Below are 16,431 nucleotides of genomic sequence, written 5' to 3' on the forward strand. Positions count from 1 at the left end.
TACAGCGCCTTCCGAATCGTTCAACTCATTGAATTTCAAGGAGTTTGTCGTTCCGTTGTCGCTGGAAGTGGGGCGCATTATAAGGGGATTCGAGAGGGCGTCAACCTTTAATTCAAATAAACCTTCAGGGCGCTTGAAAAGCAAAGCGGGGAGGCCTTTCGGCCTCCCCGCTTCTATATAGGCACACCGCCAGGCAATCACTCAGCCTTCAGCGTAACCCGCCCGAAGGACTTCTTACCCGCCTGGCACACATGCGTAGCACCCAGACTAAACAGGAAATCCTTGTCGACCACCACACCATCCACTTTCACTGCACCAGCACTCAGCAAGTCACGCGCCTGCGCCGAGTTCTTCACCAGGCCAGCACGGTTCAGAACCGCAGCGATAGGCAGGTCTTCCGCCGAAACCACCTCTACCTCCGGCAGGTCTTCAGGCAGCTCGCCTTCTTTCATACGGTTGCCCGCAGCACGGTGCGCATTGGCGGCAGCCTCCTCACCATGGAAACGCGCGACAATCTCTTCCGCCAGCTTGATCTTGATGTCTCGCGGGTTGGCGCCATTGGCCACATCGGCGCGGAACTGCTCGATCTCTTCCATGGAGCGGAAGCTCAGCAGCTCGAAGTAACGCCACATGAGCGTATCCGGGATCGATACCAGCTTGCTGTACATCACGCCCGGCGCTTCCTGGATACCGACATAGTTGCCCAGCGACTTGGACATTTTCTTCACACCGTCCAGCCCTTCGAGCAACGGCATGGTCACGATGTTCTGCGCTTCCTGGCCATAGGCACGCTGCAGTTCGCGCCCCATCAGCAGGTTGAACTTCTGGTCGGTACCACCCAGCTCGACGTCTGCCTTCAGCGCGACCGAATCGTAGCCCTGCACCAACGGGTAGAGGAACTCGTGAATGGCAATCGGCTGGTTGGTGGTGTAGCGCTTGTCGAAGTCATCGCGCTCGAGCATGCGCGCCACAGTGTACTGCGAGGCCAGGCGAATGAAGTCGGCTGGGGTCAGCGTGTCCATCCAGGTGGAGTTGAAGGCGACTTCGGTCTTGGCCGGATCAAGAATCTTGAACACCTGCTGCTTGTAGGTCTCGGCGTTGTCCAGCACCTGCTCACGAGTCAGCGGCGGACGCGTTGCGCTCTTGCCGCTTGGGTCGCCGATCATGCCGGTGAAGTCGCCGATCAGGAAGATGACCTGGTGGCCCAGCTCCTGGAACTGACGGAGCTTGTTGATCAGCACCGTGTGCCCCAGGTGCAGGTCCGGGGCGGTCGGGTCGAAGCCGGCCTTGATGCGCAGAGGCTGGCCGCGCTTGAGCTTCTCAACCAGTTCCGACTCGACCAGTACTTCTTCCGCACCGCGCTTGATAAGCGCCAGCTGCTCTTCAACCGACTTCATAGACAAACCCGCAAGGCTCAGATTCAGGGGGAGCCAACCATACAAGATCGGCCGTCAAATACAAGTTTTGCAAAGGAATGTGACCCGGGCACAGGCTTGCGACGTCTACGCGCCCTTGCGTGAAAGTGGATTTGGTTATATTTTATACAGTTATTTCATCTTCATCATGTCATTCATCTATTCCATTTCACCTTTTTCAAAGTCACCTTAACCATGACCAACGAACCGCCTAAAGCGCCACCGCTTTATCCGAAGAGCCACCTGTTGGCCGCCAGCGGCATTGCCGCCCTGCTCAGCCTGGCTTTGCTGGTATTTCCGTCCAGCGAAGTGGAAGCCAAGAAAACCACCCTCAACCTCGAGCTGGAAAGCCCTGCCGAACAATTGAAGGACGAAGCCCGTGCTGCGCCCATGGTGCAGGCACAGGGTGAGCAAGGCTCACCTTTCGCCCAGATAGAAGCAGCCACACCCGAAACCCAGAAAGCCGAGCAGCCAACGCAAGACGCCAAACAGGTTGCCGAAGCCGCCAAGCAACCAGGCCACCGCGAAGTTACCGTAGCGCGCGGCGATACCCTGTCCACGCTGTTTGCCAAGGTCGGCCTGCCAGCCAATGCCGTGCACGACCTGCTGGCCAGCAACAAGCAGGCCAAGCAGTTCACCCAACTCAAGCACGGCCAGGTCCTGCAGTTCGAACTCGACAAGGATGGCCAACTGGCCAGCCTGCACAGCAAGGTCAGCAACCTTGAAACCATCAGCCTGAGCAAAAGCGCCAAAGGCTTTACCTTCAACCGTGAAATCAGCAAGCCGGTGGTGCGTACTGCCTATGCCCACGGGGTGATCAAAAGCTCGCTGTCAGCATCTGCCCAGCGTGCCGGCCTTTCCCACAGCATGACCATGGACATGGCGCGCGTGCTGGGCTACGACATCGACTTCGCCCAGGATATTCGCCCAGGCGACGAGTTCGACGTGGTCTACGAGCAGAAGGTGATGGATGGCAAGGTCGTCGGCACGGGCAATATCCTTTCGGCGCGCTTCACCAACCGTGGCAAAACCTACACTGCCGTGCGCTACACCAACAAGCAGGGCAACACTACCTACTACACTGCCGACGGCAACAGCCTGCGCAAAGCCTTCATCCGCACCCCGGTGGACTTCGCCCGTATCAGTTCGCGCTTCTCCGCCGGCCGCAAGCACCCGATCCTGAACAAGATTCGTGCGCACAAGGGCGTTGACTACGCAGCCCCACGCGGCACGCCTATCAAGGCAGCAGGCGACGGCCGCATCGAACTGGCCGGGCGCCGCGGCGGCTACGGCAACACCGTGATCATCCAGCACGGTAACCGCTACAAGACGCTGTATGGCCACATGCAGGGCTTTGCCAAAGGCATCAAGACCGGTAGCACCGTCAAGCAGGGCCAGATCATCGGTTACATCGGCACCACCGGCCTTTCCACCGGGCCGCATCTTCACTATGAGTTCCAGGTCAACGGCGTGCATGTCGACCCCCTGAGCCAGAAGGTGCCAATGGCCGACCCGATCGCCAAGAACGAGCGTCAACGCTTCTTGCAGCAGAGCCAGCCACTGATCGCCCGCATGGATCAGGAAAAGGCCACCCTGCTCGCCGCGAACAAGCGCTAAGCCATGGCGCTTTACCTGGGGGTGATGTCCGGTACCAGCCTGGATGGCCTGGACATCGCCTTGGTCGAACAAGGCGAGCAGCTTGAACTGCTCGCCACGCTCTACCTGCCAATGCCCGCCAGCCTGCGCCAGGACTTGCTTGCCCTGTGCAGCAGCGGCCCTGACGAAATCGCCCGGGCAGCATTGGCGGAAAATCACTGGGCTACCCTTGCGGCCGAGGGTATACGCCAGCTGCTCGCTCAGCAGGGCCTGCAGGCTGACGCCATACGCGCCATTGGTAGCCATGGTCAGACGGTCCGTCACGAACCCGCCCGCGGCTTCACCGTACAGATCGGTAACCCCGCGCTGCTCGCCGAGCTTACTGGTATCAGCGTGGTAGCCGACTTCCGCCGCCGCGATGTGGCCGCCGGCGGGCAAGGCGCGCCACTTGTCCCGGCCTTCCACGAAACCCTGTTCAGCCACCTGGGCCAACGGGTAGCGATTCTCAATGTGGGCGGTTTCAGCAACCTCAGCCTGATCGAGCGGGATGCACCGGTGCATGGCTTTGATTGTGGCCCAGGCAATGTTTTGCTGGATGCCTGGGTCGAGCGCAAACGCGGCCAGGCCTACGATGCCGACGGTGCCTGGGCTGCCACCGGCGTGGTGCAGGCCGATTTGCTGCACGCATTGATGAGCGACCCGTTCTTCGCGGGCAGCGGCCCCAAGAGTACCGGCCGTGAGGTGTTCAACCTGCCTTGGCTCGACCGCCACCTCGCCGGCCTGCCCGCCTACCGGGACGAGGATGTGCAGGCGACACTGCTGGAGTTGACCGCACGCAGCATCATCGACTCGCTGGAAAACGCGCAACAAGGCACCGAAGCACTGTTGGTCTGCGGTGGAGGCGCCCGCAACGGTGCGCTGATGGCCCGCCTCGGCCAACTGTTGCCCACTGCACGTGTTACAAGCACCAGCGCCCATGGCGTAGACCCTGACTGGGTCGAAGCCATGGCCTTCGCCTGGCTGGCCCATTGCTGCCTGGAGGGCATCGCCGCCAACCGCCCCAGCGTCACTGCCGCCAGGGGCCTACGCGTACTCGGCGCAATCTACCCGGCATGACACCCGGGCCAGAAAGCAAAACGCCGCGCAATTGCGCGGCGTTTTCGTATAGGCCCGAATTCAGATCGAGAACGACGACCCGCAACCGCAGGTGGTGGCGGCATTCGGGTTCTTGATCACAAAGCGCGAACCTTCCAGGCCTTCCTGGTAGTCCACTTCGGCACCGGCCAGGTACTGGAAGCTCATCGGGTCGACCACCAGGGAAACGCCTTCGCGCTCGACGATGGTGTCGTCTTCAGCCACGTCTTCATCGAAGGTGAAGCCGTACTGAAAGCCCGAGCAACCGCCCCCGGTCACGAACACCCGCAGCTTCAGACGTTCATTGCCTTCTTCATTGACCAGGTTCTTCACCTTCTGGGCTGCGCCATGGGTGAATTCCAGGCCGGTAGGGGTGAAGGTTTCGACGCTCATGTTGATTCTCCCGGCGCGGTAGCCGCCATATAACTCTCGATGACGCGCATTATCCGCTTTCCCGAGAAAATTGGTCAACAATACGTAAGCCGCAAGCGACAACCTACACGCCGCAAGCTCCACCCGCAGGGGTGTTGCTCGCGGCTTCTGTCACGGCAGCAAGCCTGCGTGGGACAGGCCCATGCGCTCATCCAGGCCAAACAGGATGTTGAGGTTCTGCACTGCCTGCCCCGAAGCCCCCTTCACCAGGTTGTCGATCACCGAGAGCACCACTACCAGGTCCCCGCCCTGCGGGCGATGAACGGCAATGCGGCAAACGTTGGCACCGCGCACGCTGCGGGTCTCCGGGTGGCTACCGGCCGGCATCACGTCGACGAACGGCTCATCGGCGTAGCGTTTCTCGAACAGCGCCTGCAGGTCGACCGAAGTATCGGCCACGTTCGCGTACAGGGTAGCGTGGATACCACGGATCATCGGTGTCAGGTGCGGCACGAACGTCAGGCCGATGTCCTTGCCGGCCGCCTGGCGCAGGCCCTGGCTGATTTCCGGCAGGTGGCGATGGCCCTTGACGGCATAGGCCTTCATGCTTTCACCGGCTTCGCAGAACAGCGAACCCACTGCCGCACCACGCCCGGCGCCGCTGACACCCGACTTGCAGTCGGCGATCAGTCGCGCGGGGTCGGCCAGGCCCGCTTCCAGTAACGGCAGGAAACCGAGCTGGGTGGCGGTCGGGTAGCAACCCGGCACGGCAATCAGGCGCGCCTGACGAATCTTCTCGCGGTTCACTTCCGGCAGGCCATACACGGCATCCTTGAGCAGTTCAGGCGCACCATGCGGCTGACCGTACCACTTGCCCCACTCGGTGGCATCCTGCAGACGGAAGTCAGCCGACAGGTCGATCACCTTGGTACCCGCCGCCAGCAATTCGCCGGCCAGTGCGTGGGCAACGCCATGCGGTGTGGCGAAGAACACGACGTCGCAAGCAGCCAGGGCCTTGCTGTCGGGTACGCTGAACGCCAGCCCGTCATAGTGGCCGCGCAGGTTCGGGTACATGTCTGCCACCGCCACGCCCGCCTCCGAGCGCGAAGTGATGACCGCCACTTCGGCCTGTGGATGCTGTGCCAGCAGACGCAACAGTTCGACGCCGGTGTAACCGGTGCCGCCAACAATACCGACCTTGATCATAACGCTTGCCCCTTATCAACGAGCCGTCTGGAAAGCGCACGATAATAGGGGCGCGAGGCGCCTGTAACAACTCTTCGGGTGTCCCTTCCGGCGCCCGACCACTACTATCTGACGACCGTGATTACCTGAAGGAAGACCCTCCATGCTTTACCTATGGATCAAAGCGCTGCATATCGTCAGCGTAGTCTGCTGGTTCGCCGGCCTGTTCTATCTGCCGCGGCTGTTCGTCTACCACGCCCAGAGCCAGGACAGCATCAGCCAGGAACGCTTCGTGACCATGGAGCGCAAGCTCTACCGCGGCATCATGAACCCGGCAATGATCGCCACCTATGTGTTTGGCGCCTGGATGCTCTACCTCAACCCCGGCTGGCTGAGCCAGGGCTGGCTGCATGCCAAGCTGACCCTGGTGATCCTGCTCACCGGCTACCATCACGTGTGTGGCGCACAGCGCAAACGCTTCGCCAGCGGCACCAATACACGCAGCCACGTCTATTATCGCTGGTTCAACGAAGTGCCCGTGCTCATCCTGCTGGGCATCGTGATTCTGGTGGTGGTCAAGCCGTTCTGACACAGCCACCTCAACTATCAGCAAGCCCTGCCGCGCTGCCAGGCCATTGGCCCCCGGGCCTTGTAGCAAAACGCAGCACCTGGCACGGGCAAGCTGTACACTAGGCGCCCTCTTCCGCCCCCAGGAGCCTTGCATGTCCCGTTACGCCATGATCACTGGTGCTTCCAGCGGCCTGGGCCTGGCCCTGGCGGAAGCGCTGGCACGGCGTGGACGCAACCTGATCCTGGTGGCACGCCAGCGCGAAACGCTGGAACCGGTCGCCCTCGAGCTGACCCAACGCTTTGGCGTAGAGGTACTGTTCCGCGCCTGCGACCTCAGCCAGCCGCTGCGCCTGTCAGGTTTCGTGCTGGAGCTGGAAGAAGGCGAGCGGCGCATCGACCTGCTGGTCAACTGCGCCGGTTTGCGCACCTACGGCCCGTTCCTGGCCCATGAGTGGGCCGACGAGCAAGACCTGCTCGAGGTCAACGTGCTGGCCATGAGCCGGCTATGCCATGCAATCGGCAACCTGATGGCCGTGCAGGGTGGCGGGCAGATCCTCAACGTTGCAGGCCTGGCCGGGGTCGCACCTGGGCCGTGGATGGCGGCCTATGCCGCCAGCAAAGCCTACGTGCTGAGCTTTTCCCAGGCACTGCGCGAGGAGCTCAAGCGCGCCGGCATCAAGGTCTCGGTACTGTGCCCCGGCCCGGTACGCTCTGCACGGCGGCGCACCCCCCGCCTGGATGGCAAGCCACGCTGCCTGAGCCCCGAAGAAGTAGCCCTGTACACGGTCCGGGCGCTGGACAAGAACCGCGCCCTGATCATCCCAGGGCGGCGCAACCGCTGGCTAGCCTTCGCCCCCCGCCTGCTGCCACGCTGGCTGGTGCGCAAACTGGCCGGCGCCATTCACCGCCGCTATTGCCCGGCCGGCATGGAATAGCCACTGGGCGATTGGCGCCTGGCTGAGTACACTCGGCCCGACCCTCACCATGGAGCAAGTGCTGTGGACGATTTATTCATCAAGATCATCAACCGGGAAATCCCGGCGAAGATCATTTACGAGGACGACCAGGTTCTGGCGTTCCACGATATCGCCCCTCAGGCGCCCGTGCACTTTTTGGTTATCCCTAAAAAGCACATCCGCACCCTCAACGACCTGACCGAAGAGGACAAAGGCCTGGCTGGCCACATCCTGTTCACCGCCCAGCGCCTGGCCAAGGAACTTGGCTGTGATGACGGTTTCCGCGTGGTCATGAACTGCAACGAGCAGGGCGGCCAGACCGTCTACCACATCCATATGCACGTGCTCGGCCAGCGCCAGATGAACTGGCCGCCGGGCTGATCCACGGCAAGCGACCCCGCCGCTATTGCGGTAAACTGTCGGGCACATTCTTGCGGAGGTGCCCGATGGCTACCGAACGTCACTACTCGCCGCTCGACCGCTTGTTGCTGCAGGCCGATACCGCCATGCGCACCTTGCTGCCCTTCAGCGGCCAACCCGCCCGGCCGTCACCGGCCATCATCCAGCCAGACGCCAACCTGGACGAACAGCAAACCCGCCACATTGCCGGGCTGATGCGCATCAACCATACCGGTGAAGTCTGCGCCCAGGCCCTGTACCAGGGTCAGGCCCTGACGGCCAAGCTGCCCGAAGTGCGCAAGGCCATGGAACATGCCGCCGAGGAAGAAATCGACCACCTGGCGTGGTGCGAGCAACGCATTCGCCAGCTGAACAGCCACCCAAGTGTGCTCAACCCTCTGTTCTATGGCATGTCCTTCGGCATCGGCGCACTGGCCGGGCTGGTCAGCGACAAGGTCAGCCTTGGTTTCGTCGCCGCCACCGAGCACCAGGTGTGCAAGCACCTGGACGAGCACCTTGAGCAGCTGCCGCAAGAAGACGAAAAGTCCCGCGCCATTCTCGAACAGATGCGCGTCGACGAAGAGCAGCACGCCGAGTCCGCCCTGGAAGCCGGTGGCTACCGTTTCCCTGCTCCTGTGCGCTTCGGTATGAGCTTGCTGGCCAAGGTCATGACCAAGAGCACCTACCGTATCTGAAGGTAGCCCCATGACGGACCGAATCGACGCCAAGGACCTGGCGCGTGCCGTGCAAGCCGGCGTTCTCCAGCCTGGCCAGGACCAGGCCCTGCTGGCGTTCCTGCGCCAGCAACCGCCAGCACGCGGTACCTTTCAGCTGGCCCATGTCGCCTTCTACTTCGGCGCCATGCTGATCATGGCGGCCATGGGCTGGTTGCTCACCGACGCCTGGATGAGCATCGGCGACGCCGCACTGCTGGGCATCGCCAGCCTGTACATCGGGCTGATCACCTTGTTTGCCCTCAACTTGCAGCGGCGTGCGCAACCCGTAGCCGCCGGGGTACTGGCCGCCGTCGCGGTCAGTATCGTGCCGCTGGCAGTGTTCGCCATCGAACGCTTGGCGGGTTGGTGGCCAATGGATGACACCCAGGCCAACTACCACCACTACTACACCTACGTGCAAGGCGGCTGGCTGGTGATGGAGGCGGCCACGGTAGTGGCCGGTTTGCTGATGCTGCGGTTGGTCCCCTACCCGTTCATCGTCATGCCGATCGCCGTGGCCCTATGGTTCATGTCGATGGACCTGACTGAGTGGTTCTTCGGCTCGCCGTTCAGCTGGGCGCAGCGCCGTGAGGTTTCGCTGTGGTTCGGCCTGGGAATGCTGGTGGTGTTCCTGCTGGTGGACGGCCGTACACGCGAGGACTATGCCCGCTGGGGGTACCTGGCAGGGCTGGCGGCATTCTGGGGCGGGCTGACGCTACTGGACAGCGGCAGCGAGCTGGGCAAGGCGCTGTACTGCCTGATAAACATTGCGCTGATGGGCATGGCAGTGCTGCTGCGCCGGCCGGTGTTCATGGTGTTCGGCGCGCTGGGGGTTGCGGCCTACCTGGGCTACCTGGCGTATGAGGTATTCGCGCAATCGCTGCTGTTCCCGGTCGTGGTGACGCTGATCGGGCTGGGGGTCATCTGGCTGGGGCTGGTCTACCAGAAGCGCCGGGAGCGGTTGAGCCGCGCAATGCGCAGCGGCTTGCCGGCATGGCTTCGCTCTGCATTACCGGCACTGCGCAGCTGATGGTATCGGGGCCGCTTTGCGGCCCCAAAAAATCCGGCTTCAACCCAACTCTACAATCTCGTACCCGTGGGTAATCTCGACCCCGGCACGCTCGAGCATGATCGACGCAGAGCAGTACTTCTCTGCCGACAGCTCTACCGCGCGCTTGACCTGCGCTTCTTTCAGCCCGCGCCCCTTAACGACAAAGTTCATGTGGATCTTGGTGAACACTTTCGGGTCTTCACTGGCGCGCTCGGCTTCCAGAAACGCCTCGCAGCTCTCCACCGCCTGGCGCGACTTCTTCAGAATGCTGACCACGTCAAAGCTGCTGCAGCCACCCAACCCCAACAGCAGCATCTCCATAGGGCGCACACCCAGGTTGCGGCCGCCGGCCTCGGGCGGGCCATCCATCACGACGACATGGCCGCTGCCCGATTCGCCGAGAAACATTGCCTCACCGGCCCACTGGATACGTGCCTTCATCTACCTGGACTCCTGATATTCGGAAAAGGGTGTCAGCTTAGACCTTGTGTGGCTGTGGGAAAAGTACGAGAGGACTCGGTTTAGTACCGAAACATCTTGTAGTGTCTGATAAGCTGGCGCCAAATGACTGGCGCCTGCCGCTGTCGATTTACAAAAATATCCAAGCCTCGTATCGAACAGGACTTCGTGATGGTTGCCTCTGCCCTACCCGCAAAGATCAAGAACATCGACAAGTTGCTGGTGCACTGCCAGCGCCGCCGCTTCACCGCAAAAAGCAACATCATCTGCGCTGGCGACCGGGCCGAAACACTGTCGTTCATCATCAAGGGGTCGGTCACCATCATCATCGAAGACGATGACGGTCATGAAATGATCATCGCCTACCTCAACCCGGGCGATTTCTTTGGCGAGCTGGGGCTGTTCGAGCCCGTTAAGGGTGAGCAGCAGCGCAGCGCCTGGGTACGGGCGAAGACGGAATGCGAAGTGGCCGAGATCAGTTACGAGAAATTTCGCGAAGTGGCGCGCCAGGACCCGGAAATTCTCTACGCCCTGGGCAGCCAGATGGCCCAACGCCTTCGTAATACCACACGCAAGGTCGGCGACCTGGCGTTCTTCGACGTAACCGGCCGCGTCGCCCGCTGCCTGCTGGAGCTGTGCAAGCAGCCCGACGCCATGACCCATCCGGATGGCATGCAGATCAAGATCACCCGCCAGGAAATCGGCCGCATCGTCGGTTGCTCGCGGGAAATGGTCGGCCGCGTGCTCAAAGACCTCGAAGAGCGCAGCCTGGTCCATGTCAAAGGCAAGACCATGGTGGTCTACGGTACCCGCTAATCCCTGGGCAGGTCGGCCAAGACCTTGGCGTAAGCTTGCGAGAGGCGCTGGAACCAGGGCACTGCCGGCGCCACTTCGTGCAAGGCAATGTGTGCGTCGGCGCGGCAACGCTGCTCCAGCTCGCAGCATTCGTTGAAACGGTTGACCGCCGCCACCATCGCCTCACGTTCGTTGTCCAGCAACAACGCGCCGTGCACCAGTACCACCGGGCGTTTGCCGCCCAGGCCCTGGCGCCAGCGCTGGGCGGTACCGACCAGCTTGCGGCCGTTTAGGTTGACGTTGTAGCGGCCATCGCAGAAGGCGCCGTCGATTTCCCCCACCGACGCTACCCCGCCCCACTCGCGCAACACATCGCACAGTGGCAAGCACAGGCGCTCATAAGCGGTTTCGATGCGGCCATGGTCGCCTTCGCTGCGCGGCGCGGCATAGACCAGCGCCACGTTCACGGTGGCATGCGACTGCGGTACCGGCTCACCACCGGTTTCACGCAACAGTACCGGCCAGCCGGCGATCGCCAGCTCTGCGCAGGCTGTTTCGAAATTGGCCAACCGGCTCATGCGCCGGGGCATGACCAAGGCATGGTCAGTGGGGCGCCAGAACAGCACACCACGCTCGCGTTCACCGCGGCAAACGGCGGCCAGCAGGTCCTGCTCGGCGTGCAAGCCCTGCTCGACGGTCAGGGCCAGGGGTTGATCGCTCATCGCTCCACCTTGGTTGTTGTTTTCAAGGGCCTCTTGCCGGGCCTGTAAAAAAGCCGGCAATCACGCCGGCTTCATTGCAATCAATCCAGTTGCTGAACAGTTTTCTTCACCTGGTCCGGGAAGAACAGCCGCTGCAGCTCCAGCCCAGGTTGTTCGGCGCGCATGAATGCCTCACCCACCAGGAACGAATAAACGTCGTTGATCGCCATCAGCTCGACATCGGCCCGGTTCAAGATACCGCTCTCGGTAACTGCCAGGCGATCACGCGGTATGCGCGGCAGCAGGTCGAGGGTGGTTTCCAGGCTGACTTCAAAGGTGTGCAGGTTGCGGTTGTTCACGCCCACCAGCGGTGTATCCAGGGTTTTCAGCGCACGCTCCAGCTCATCGCCATCGTGCACTTCTACCAGTACATCAAGGCCGACGTCCTTGGCGGTGGCGGCCAGTTCGGCCATCCTCACGTCATCCAGCGCCGACACGATCAGCAGCACGCAGTCCGCACCCAAGGCCCGCGCTTCGACGATCTGGTAGGGGTGGATCATGAAATCCTTGCGGATCACGGGCAGGGAAACCGCCGCACGAGCCTGCTGCAAGTACTCATCGGCACCCAGGAAGTAGTCCACATCGGTCAGCACCGACAGGCAGGTAGCACCGCCCTTCTCATAGCTGACAGCGATTTCCGCCGGCCTGAAGTCTTCACGGATCACGCCCTTGCTGGGCGAGGCCTTCTTGATTTCGGCAATCACCGCAGGCTGCTTGCGCTTGGCCTGCTCGATCAAGGCATTGGCAAAGCCCCGGGGGGCGTCAGCGGCCTTGGCCAGGCCCTCCAGTTCGTGAAGGCTGACCCGCGCGCTGCGCTCGGCCACTTCCTGGAACTTGCGGGCAATGATCTTTTCCAGCACCGTCGGCACGCTCATGCTTCGTTCTCCACCTTGAATACTGCAGTAAATGCACCCAATTCCTGCAGCTTTTCCCAGGCCAGGCCGGTGTGCAGTACGTCATGGGCCAGTTCCACACCGGCTTTCAGGCTCATGGCATGGTCAGCGGCGTACAGCGCCGCACCGGCATTGAGCACGATCATCTCGGCAGCTTTCTGGCCGTTTTCAGTCTTGCGCCGGCCCAGTGCATCACGGATCAGTTCCAGTGACGCCTGCGGGCTCTCAACGGCCAGGCCATGCAGGCTCTGGCTTTTCATGCCGAGGTCTTCCGGCTCGACCCAGTATTCGGTGATCTCGTCGTTCTTCAGCTCGGCCACAAAAGTGGGGGCAGCCAGGCTGAACTCATCCAGGCCATCCTTCGAGTGCACCACCAGCACATGCTTGCTGCCCAGGCGCTGCAGCACCTCGGCCAACGGCCGGCACAGGGCCTGAGCGAACACGCCGACCACCTGGTGTTTCACCCCGGCCGGATTCGTAAGCGGGCCGAGCATGTTGAACAGGGTACGCATACCCAGCTCGCGGCGCGGGCCAGCGGCGTGCTTCATTGCCGAGTGATGGCTTTGCGCGAACATGAAGCCGATCCCCAGGCTGTCGATGCAGCGGCCCACCTGCGTTGGCGTCAGGTTCAGGTAGATACCGGCAGCTTCCAGCAAGTCGGCACTGCCGCTCTTGCCCGACACCGCGCGGTTGCCATGCTTGGCCACTGGGCAGCCCGCCGCCGCCAGCACGAACGACGAAGCGGTGGAAACGTTGAAGATGTTGGCACCGTCACCGCCGGTACCGACGATATCCACCACACCCTCCAGGCTCTGCAGTTCGACCTTGTCGGCCAGCTCGCGCATCACCGATACCGCGCCCACGATCTCGTCGATGCTCTCGCTTTTCATGCGCATGCCCATCAGGAAGGCGCCGATCTGCGCCTCGCTGCACTGGCCTGTCATGATCTGGCGCATCACATCGCGCATTTCTTCGGTCGAAAGGTCCAGCTGGCCAACGATACGGCTCAGCGCGCTTTTGATATCCATATTCAATCCTTAGCGGCGGCCGCCGGTCTGCTTGAGGAAGTTGGCGAACAGCTCGTGGCCCTGCTCGGTGAGGATCGACTCAGGGTGGAACTGCACCCCTTCGATGTTCAGCGTTTTGTGGCGCAGGCCCATGATCTCGTCGACCGAACCATCTGCATGGGCCGTCCAGGCGGTCACTTCCAGGCAGTCAGGCAGGGTGTCGCGCTTGACCACCAGCGAGTGGTAGCGGGTCACCGTCAGCGGGTTGTTGAGGCCGGCAAACACGCCGAGGTCGCGGTGGAGTACCGGGCTGGTCTTGCCATGCATCACCTGGCGAGCCCGGACCACGTCACCGCCAAAGGCCTGGCCGATGGACTGGTGGCCCAGGCATACGCCGAGGATCGGCAGCTTGCCGGCGAAATGCAGGATGGCCTCGATGGACACGCCCGCCTCGCTCGGCGTGCACGGGCCAGGGGAGACGACGATCCGCTCGGGGTTCAGGGCTTCGATCTGGGCAATGGTCAGTTCGTCATTGCGAACGACCTTGACCTCGGCACCCAGCTCGCCAAGGTACTGCACAACGTTGTAAGTAAATGAGTCGTAGTTGTCGATCATCAGTAACATGGTGTTAAACCTCTTGAACTTACTGACTTCAAATTCGAACCTCCCTCTGCCCGCCATAGCGGTGGCTGTGCCACTTGAGGGCGAGGAACAGGAAGGCAAACAGGGGCGGGCCGGACTGGCCGGCAGGGGATAAAGTCAGGCGCGCCAACGCCAACGGGCGTGGGCCTTGATTACGCGCATCAAGAGTTTGCTGACGATCAACACAGGGTAGGTCTCGCTCATACGTCACGGCACAGTAGCCTACCGGCGCGGCGGGCGCAATATGCCTGTAAACACGGGGAAACGAATGGACTTGGGAGCGAAGCCCCACGATTTGCTAATGTCGATCAGGTTGTTCTCATAAAAACAAAGAAAAGGATGTTCCGCGATGAGAAAAGCTCCACTTTTGCGCTTTGCCTTCGCTTCATTAGCCCTGGCCTGCAGCCAGGCCTTTGCCGCCCCCTCGCCCTATTCCACGCTGATCGTATTCGGCGACAGTCTGGCAGATGCCGGGCAGTTCCCCGACCTGACAGGTGGCACCTCCGGCGCCCGCTTCACCAACCGTGATGCCGACGGCAATTTTGCCCCGGTGTCGCCGATGATCCTCGGTGGGCGGTTGGGCATCGACCCCAACGCGCTGAACCCCTCCACCTCGGTCGGTGTTCGCCCCGACGGCAACAACTGGGCGGTAGGGGGCTACACCACGCAACAGATTCTTGATTCGATCACCGAAACCTCCAGAACCGTCATTCCACCCGGCAACCCAGGCGCCGGGACGGTGTTGCGAGAGAAGCCTGGCTACCTGGCCAACGGGCTGCGCGCCGACCCCAATGCCCTGTACTACCTGACCGGCGGCGGCAACGACTTTCTGCAAGGCCTGGTCAACAGCCCGGCCGACGCAGTGGCGGCCGGTGCTCGGCTGGCCGCCAGCGCTCAGGCCCTGCAACAAGGCGGCGCACGCTACATCATGGTCTGGCTGCTACCCGACCTTGGCCAAACACCGAACTTCAGCGGCACGCCGCAACAGAACCCGCTCTCGTTGCTGTCCGGGGCGTTCAATCAATCGCTGCTGGGCCAGCTGAGGCAGATCGATGCCCAGGTCATCCCCCTGAACATCCCTGTGTTGCTGAGCGAGGCCTTGGCCAGCCCCAGCCAGTTCGGCCTGGCACCTGACCAGAACCTGGTCGGCACTTGCTACAGCGGGCAAGGCTGCGTGGGCAACCCGGTCCATGGCATCGACGGCACCACGCCAGACCCGACCCGGCTACTGTTCAACGATTCGGTGCACCCGACCATCGCCGGCCAGCAACTGATTGCCGATTACGCCTACTCGATCCTGTCCGCGCCATGGGAACTGTCCCTGCTGCCGGAAATGGCCCACGCCAGCCTGCGTGCCCACCAGGATGAATTGCGCAGCCAATGGCAAACGCCATGGCAGGCGATCGGCCAGTGGCAAGCGTTTGTCAGCAGCGGCGCCCAGGACCTGGACTTCGACAGCCAGGGCAGCGCGGCCAGCGGCGATGGTCGGGGGTACAACCTGACCGTGGGTGGCAGCTACCGCCTTAACGATGCCTGGCGCCTGGGGCTCGCGGGCGGCGTCTACCGGCAGAAACTGGAAGCAGGCGCGCAAGATTCGGACTACAAGCTCGACAGCTACCTGGCCAGCGCCTTCGCCCAGTACCGGCAGGACCGCTGGTGGGCCGATGCAGCGCTGACAGCCGGGCACCTGGACTATAGCGACCTCAAGCGCACCTTTGCCCTGGGCGTGAACGACCGTAGCGAAAAGGGCGACACCGACGGTGAAGCCTGGGCGATGTCCGCACGGCTGGGCTACAACCTGGCGGCGGACAGCAGCAACTGGCAACTGGCGCCGTTCATCAGCGCCGACTACGCGCGGGTCAAGGTGGACGGCTACGACGAGAAGAGCGGGCGCTCCACAGCCCTGGGTTTCGATGACCAGGAGCGCACGTCACGCCGCCTGGGCGTGGGGCTGCTGGGCAGCGTGCAGGTGCTGCCCTCTACCCGGCTGTTCGCCGAGGTGGCGCAAGAGCATGAGTTCGAAGATGACCAGCAGGACGTGACCATGCACCTGACCAGCTTGCCGGCGAATGACTTCACCCTGACCGGGTATACGCCGCACAGCGACCTGACCCGGGCCAGCCTGGGGGTAAGCCATGAAGTGGTGGCGGGGGTGCATTTGCGCGGCAACTACAACTGGCGCAAGAGTGATGAGCTGACGCAGCAGGGGGTGAGTCTGGGGGTTAGCGTCGATTTCTAAGCCAGCCTGTACCGGCCCCATCGCTGGCAAGCCAGCTCCCACGGGGATCGCATCAGGGCTGACAGGTGTTTGCCACAAGGTATGCAGCGCCTGTTAGAGCGAGCGCCGCCCGCGCGGCGCATCGCGAGCTGCGCTCGCTCCTACGTTTGTTTCGGGCCAGTAACCCCTGTGCCAGATGCGCGCGAACGCCTTGTTCGTACGACGCGATTTTGAGGCATGCGCCAAGGCGTTCGCGCGCAAA

The 16,431-nt window shown here is 62.4% G+C and carries 17 protein-coding genes; 9 read left to right on the forward strand and 8 right to left on the reverse strand.

Features of this window, described 5'->3' with window-relative positions:
* Nucleotides 1-197: 197 nt before the first annotated feature.
* Nucleotides 198-1,397, reverse strand: coding sequence for a tyrosine--tRNA ligase (gene tyrS, locus GYA94_RS02315; RefSeq protein WP_161891718.1), 1,200 nt, complete (start codon nt 1,395-1,397; stop codon nt 198-200).
* A gap of 213 nt (nt 1,398-1,610) precedes the next feature.
* Between tyrS and GYA94_RS02320 the strand changes: the two genes are divergently transcribed.
* Together GYA94_RS02320 and GYA94_RS02325 are read left to right on the forward strand one after the other, a co-directional pair.
* The gene (locus GYA94_RS02320) at nt 1,611-3,032 is read left to right on the forward strand and encodes a peptidoglycan DD-metalloendopeptidase family protein (protein ID WP_009681266.1); all 1,422 of its coding nucleotides are present in this window, start codon (nt 1,611-1,613) and stop codon (nt 3,030-3,032) included.
* Between the two features lie 3 nt (nt 3,033-3,035).
* A complete protein-coding gene (locus GYA94_RS02325) occupies nt 3,036-4,127 on the forward strand; it encodes an anhydro-N-acetylmuramic acid kinase (RefSeq protein ID WP_110679996.1) in 1,092 nt (363 codons plus the stop codon).
* Between the two features lie 60 nt (nt 4,128-4,187).
* Here GYA94_RS02325 and erpA read toward each other — a convergent pair whose 3' ends face one another.
* Together erpA and argC are read right to left on the reverse strand one after the other, a co-directional pair.
* A complete protein-coding gene (erpA, locus tag GYA94_RS02330; protein ID WP_003255511.1) occupies nt 4,188-4,538 on the reverse strand; it encodes an iron-sulfur cluster insertion protein ErpA in 351 nt (116 codons plus the stop codon).
* A 150-nt stretch (nt 4,539-4,688) separates the two neighbouring features.
* Complete coding sequence (argC, locus tag GYA94_RS02335) at nt 4,689-5,723, reverse strand: N-acetyl-gamma-glutamyl-phosphate reductase (protein WP_009681264.1); 1,035 nt, start codon at nt 5,721-5,723, stop codon at nt 4,689-4,691.
* A 142-nt stretch (nt 5,724-5,865) separates the two neighbouring features.
* Here argC and hemJ point away from each other — a divergent pair, with 142 nt between their 5' ends.
* From hemJ to GYA94_RS02360, 5 genes are all read left to right on the forward strand, one after another.
* A complete protein-coding gene (gene hemJ, locus GYA94_RS02340) occupies nt 5,866-6,291 on the forward strand; it encodes a protoporphyrinogen oxidase HemJ (protein ID WP_029887373.1) in 426 nt (141 codons plus the stop codon).
* A gap of 133 nt (nt 6,292-6,424) precedes the next feature.
* Complete coding sequence (locus GYA94_RS02345) at nt 6,425-7,207, forward strand: SDR family NAD(P)-dependent oxidoreductase (protein ID WP_161891719.1); 783 nt, start codon at nt 6,425-6,427, stop codon at nt 7,205-7,207.
* A gap of 63 nt (nt 7,208-7,270) precedes the next feature.
* Complete coding sequence (locus GYA94_RS02350) at nt 7,271-7,609, forward strand: histidine triad nucleotide-binding protein (RefSeq protein ID WP_161891720.1); 339 nt, start codon at nt 7,271-7,273, stop codon at nt 7,607-7,609.
* 65 nt (nt 7,610-7,674) lie between these two features.
* Complete coding sequence (gene coq7, locus GYA94_RS02355; protein WP_029887376.1) at nt 7,675-8,322, forward strand: 2-polyprenyl-3-methyl-6-methoxy-1,4-benzoquinone monooxygenase; 648 nt, start codon at nt 7,675-7,677, stop codon at nt 8,320-8,322.
* A 10-nt stretch (nt 8,323-8,332) separates the two neighbouring features.
* Nucleotides 8,333-9,373 (forward strand): DUF2157 domain-containing protein, encoded by a 1,041-nt coding sequence (locus GYA94_RS02360; protein ID WP_161891721.1) that lies wholly within the window; start codon nt 8,333-8,335, stop codon nt 9,371-9,373.
* Between the two features lie 39 nt (nt 9,374-9,412).
* Here GYA94_RS02360 and GYA94_RS02365 read toward each other — a convergent pair whose 3' ends face one another.
* Nucleotides 9,413-9,835 (reverse strand): OsmC family protein, encoded by a 423-nt coding sequence (locus GYA94_RS02365; protein ID WP_004376171.1) that lies wholly within the window; start codon nt 9,833-9,835, stop codon nt 9,413-9,415.
* Nucleotides 9,836-10,024: 189 nt separating this feature from the next.
* Here GYA94_RS02365 and crp point away from each other — a divergent pair, with 189 nt between their 5' ends.
* Nucleotides 10,025-10,669 carry a cAMP-activated global transcriptional regulator CRP gene (gene crp / locus GYA94_RS02370; protein WP_110679993.1) on the forward strand — a complete coding sequence of 215 codons (645 nt, stop codon included), beginning with the start codon at nt 10,025-10,027 and terminating at the stop codon, nt 10,667-10,669.
* Here crp and GYA94_RS02375 read toward each other — a convergent pair.
* From GYA94_RS02375 to GYA94_RS02390, 4 genes are all read right to left on the reverse strand, one after another.
* Complete coding sequence (locus GYA94_RS02375; RefSeq protein WP_110679992.1) at nt 10,666-11,370, reverse strand: lipoate--protein ligase family protein; 705 nt, start codon at nt 11,368-11,370, stop codon at nt 10,666-10,668. The two genes, crp and GYA94_RS02375, sit on opposite strands and share 4 nt — an antisense overlap.
* An 80-nt stretch (nt 11,371-11,450) precedes the next feature.
* Nucleotides 11,451-12,284 carry an indole-3-glycerol phosphate synthase TrpC gene (trpC, locus tag GYA94_RS02380; RefSeq protein ID WP_161891722.1) on the reverse strand — a complete coding sequence of 278 codons (834 nt, stop codon included), beginning with the start codon at nt 12,282-12,284 and terminating at the stop codon, nt 11,451-11,453.
* A complete protein-coding gene (gene trpD, locus GYA94_RS02385; RefSeq protein WP_161891723.1) occupies nt 12,281-13,330 on the reverse strand; it encodes an anthranilate phosphoribosyltransferase in 1,050 nt (349 codons plus the stop codon). Before trpD ends, trpC begins: the two co-directional genes overlap by 4 nt.
* A gap of 9 nt (nt 13,331-13,339) precedes the next feature.
* The gene (locus tag GYA94_RS02390; protein ID WP_009681254.1) at nt 13,340-13,933 is read right to left on the reverse strand and encodes an aminodeoxychorismate/anthranilate synthase component II; all 594 of its coding nucleotides are present in this window, start codon (nt 13,931-13,933) and stop codon (nt 13,340-13,342) included.
* A 367-nt stretch (nt 13,934-14,300) separates the two neighbouring features.
* Between GYA94_RS02390 and estP the strand changes: the two genes are divergently transcribed.
* Nucleotides 14,301-16,190: an esterase EstP gene (estP, locus tag GYA94_RS02395; protein WP_161891724.1), complete on the forward strand. Its 1,890-nt coding sequence runs from the start codon at nt 14,301-14,303 to the stop codon at nt 16,188-16,190.
* The last annotated feature ends 241 nt before the right edge of the window (nt 16,191-16,431 follow it).

This window comes from Pseudomonas juntendi, from assembly GCF_009932375.1.
Lineage (GTDB): Bacteria > Pseudomonadota > Gammaproteobacteria > Pseudomonadales > Pseudomonadaceae > Aquipseudomonas > Aquipseudomonas juntendi.

Excerpts from the sequence above, each read along its gene's own strand:
- tyrS (WP_161891718.1), bottom strand. The coding sequence starts at position 1,397 with ATGAAGTCGGTTGAAGAGCAGCTGGCGCTTATCAAGCGCGGTGCGGAA.
- GYA94_RS02320 (WP_009681266.1), top strand. The coding sequence starts at position 1,611 with ATGACCAACGAACCGCCTAAAGCGCCACCGCTTTATCCGAAGAGCCAC.
- GYA94_RS02325 (WP_110679996.1), top strand. The coding sequence starts at position 3,036 with ATGGCGCTTTACCTGGGGGTGATGTCCGGTACCAGCCTGGATGGCCTG.
- erpA (WP_003255511.1), bottom strand. The coding sequence starts at position 4,538 with ATGAGCGTCGAAACCTTCACCCCTACCGGCCTGGAATTCACCCATGGC.
- argC (WP_009681264.1), bottom strand. The coding sequence starts at position 5,723 with ATGATCAAGGTCGGTATTGTTGGCGGCACCGGTTACACCGGCGTCGAA.
- hemJ (WP_029887373.1), top strand. The coding sequence starts at position 5,866 with ATGCTTTACCTATGGATCAAAGCGCTGCATATCGTCAGCGTAGTCTGC.
- GYA94_RS02345 (WP_161891719.1), top strand. The coding sequence starts at position 6,425 with ATGTCCCGTTACGCCATGATCACTGGTGCTTCCAGCGGCCTGGGCCTG.
- coq7 (WP_029887376.1), top strand. The coding sequence starts at position 7,675 with ATGGCTACCGAACGTCACTACTCGCCGCTCGACCGCTTGTTGCTGCAG.
- GYA94_RS02360 (WP_161891721.1), top strand. The coding sequence starts at position 8,333 with ATGACGGACCGAATCGACGCCAAGGACCTGGCGCGTGCCGTGCAAGCC.
- GYA94_RS02365 (WP_004376171.1), bottom strand. The coding sequence starts at position 9,835 with ATGAAGGCACGTATCCAGTGGGCCGGTGAGGCAATGTTTCTCGGCGAA.
- crp (WP_110679993.1), top strand. The coding sequence starts at position 10,025 with ATGGTTGCCTCTGCCCTACCCGCAAAGATCAAGAACATCGACAAGTTG.
- GYA94_RS02375 (WP_110679992.1), bottom strand. The coding sequence starts at position 11,370 with ATGAGCGATCAACCCCTGGCCCTGACCGTCGAGCAGGGCTTGCACGCC.
- trpC (WP_161891722.1), bottom strand. The coding sequence starts at position 12,284 with ATGAGCGTGCCGACGGTGCTGGAAAAGATCATTGCCCGCAAGTTCCAG.
- trpD (WP_161891723.1), bottom strand. The coding sequence starts at position 13,330 with ATGGATATCAAAAGCGCGCTGAGCCGTATCGTTGGCCAGCTGGACCTT.
- GYA94_RS02390 (WP_009681254.1), bottom strand. The coding sequence starts at position 13,933 with ATGTTACTGATGATCGACAACTACGACTCATTTACTTACAACGTTGTG.
- estP (WP_161891724.1), top strand. The coding sequence starts at position 14,301 with ATGAGAAAAGCTCCACTTTTGCGCTTTGCCTTCGCTTCATTAGCCCTG.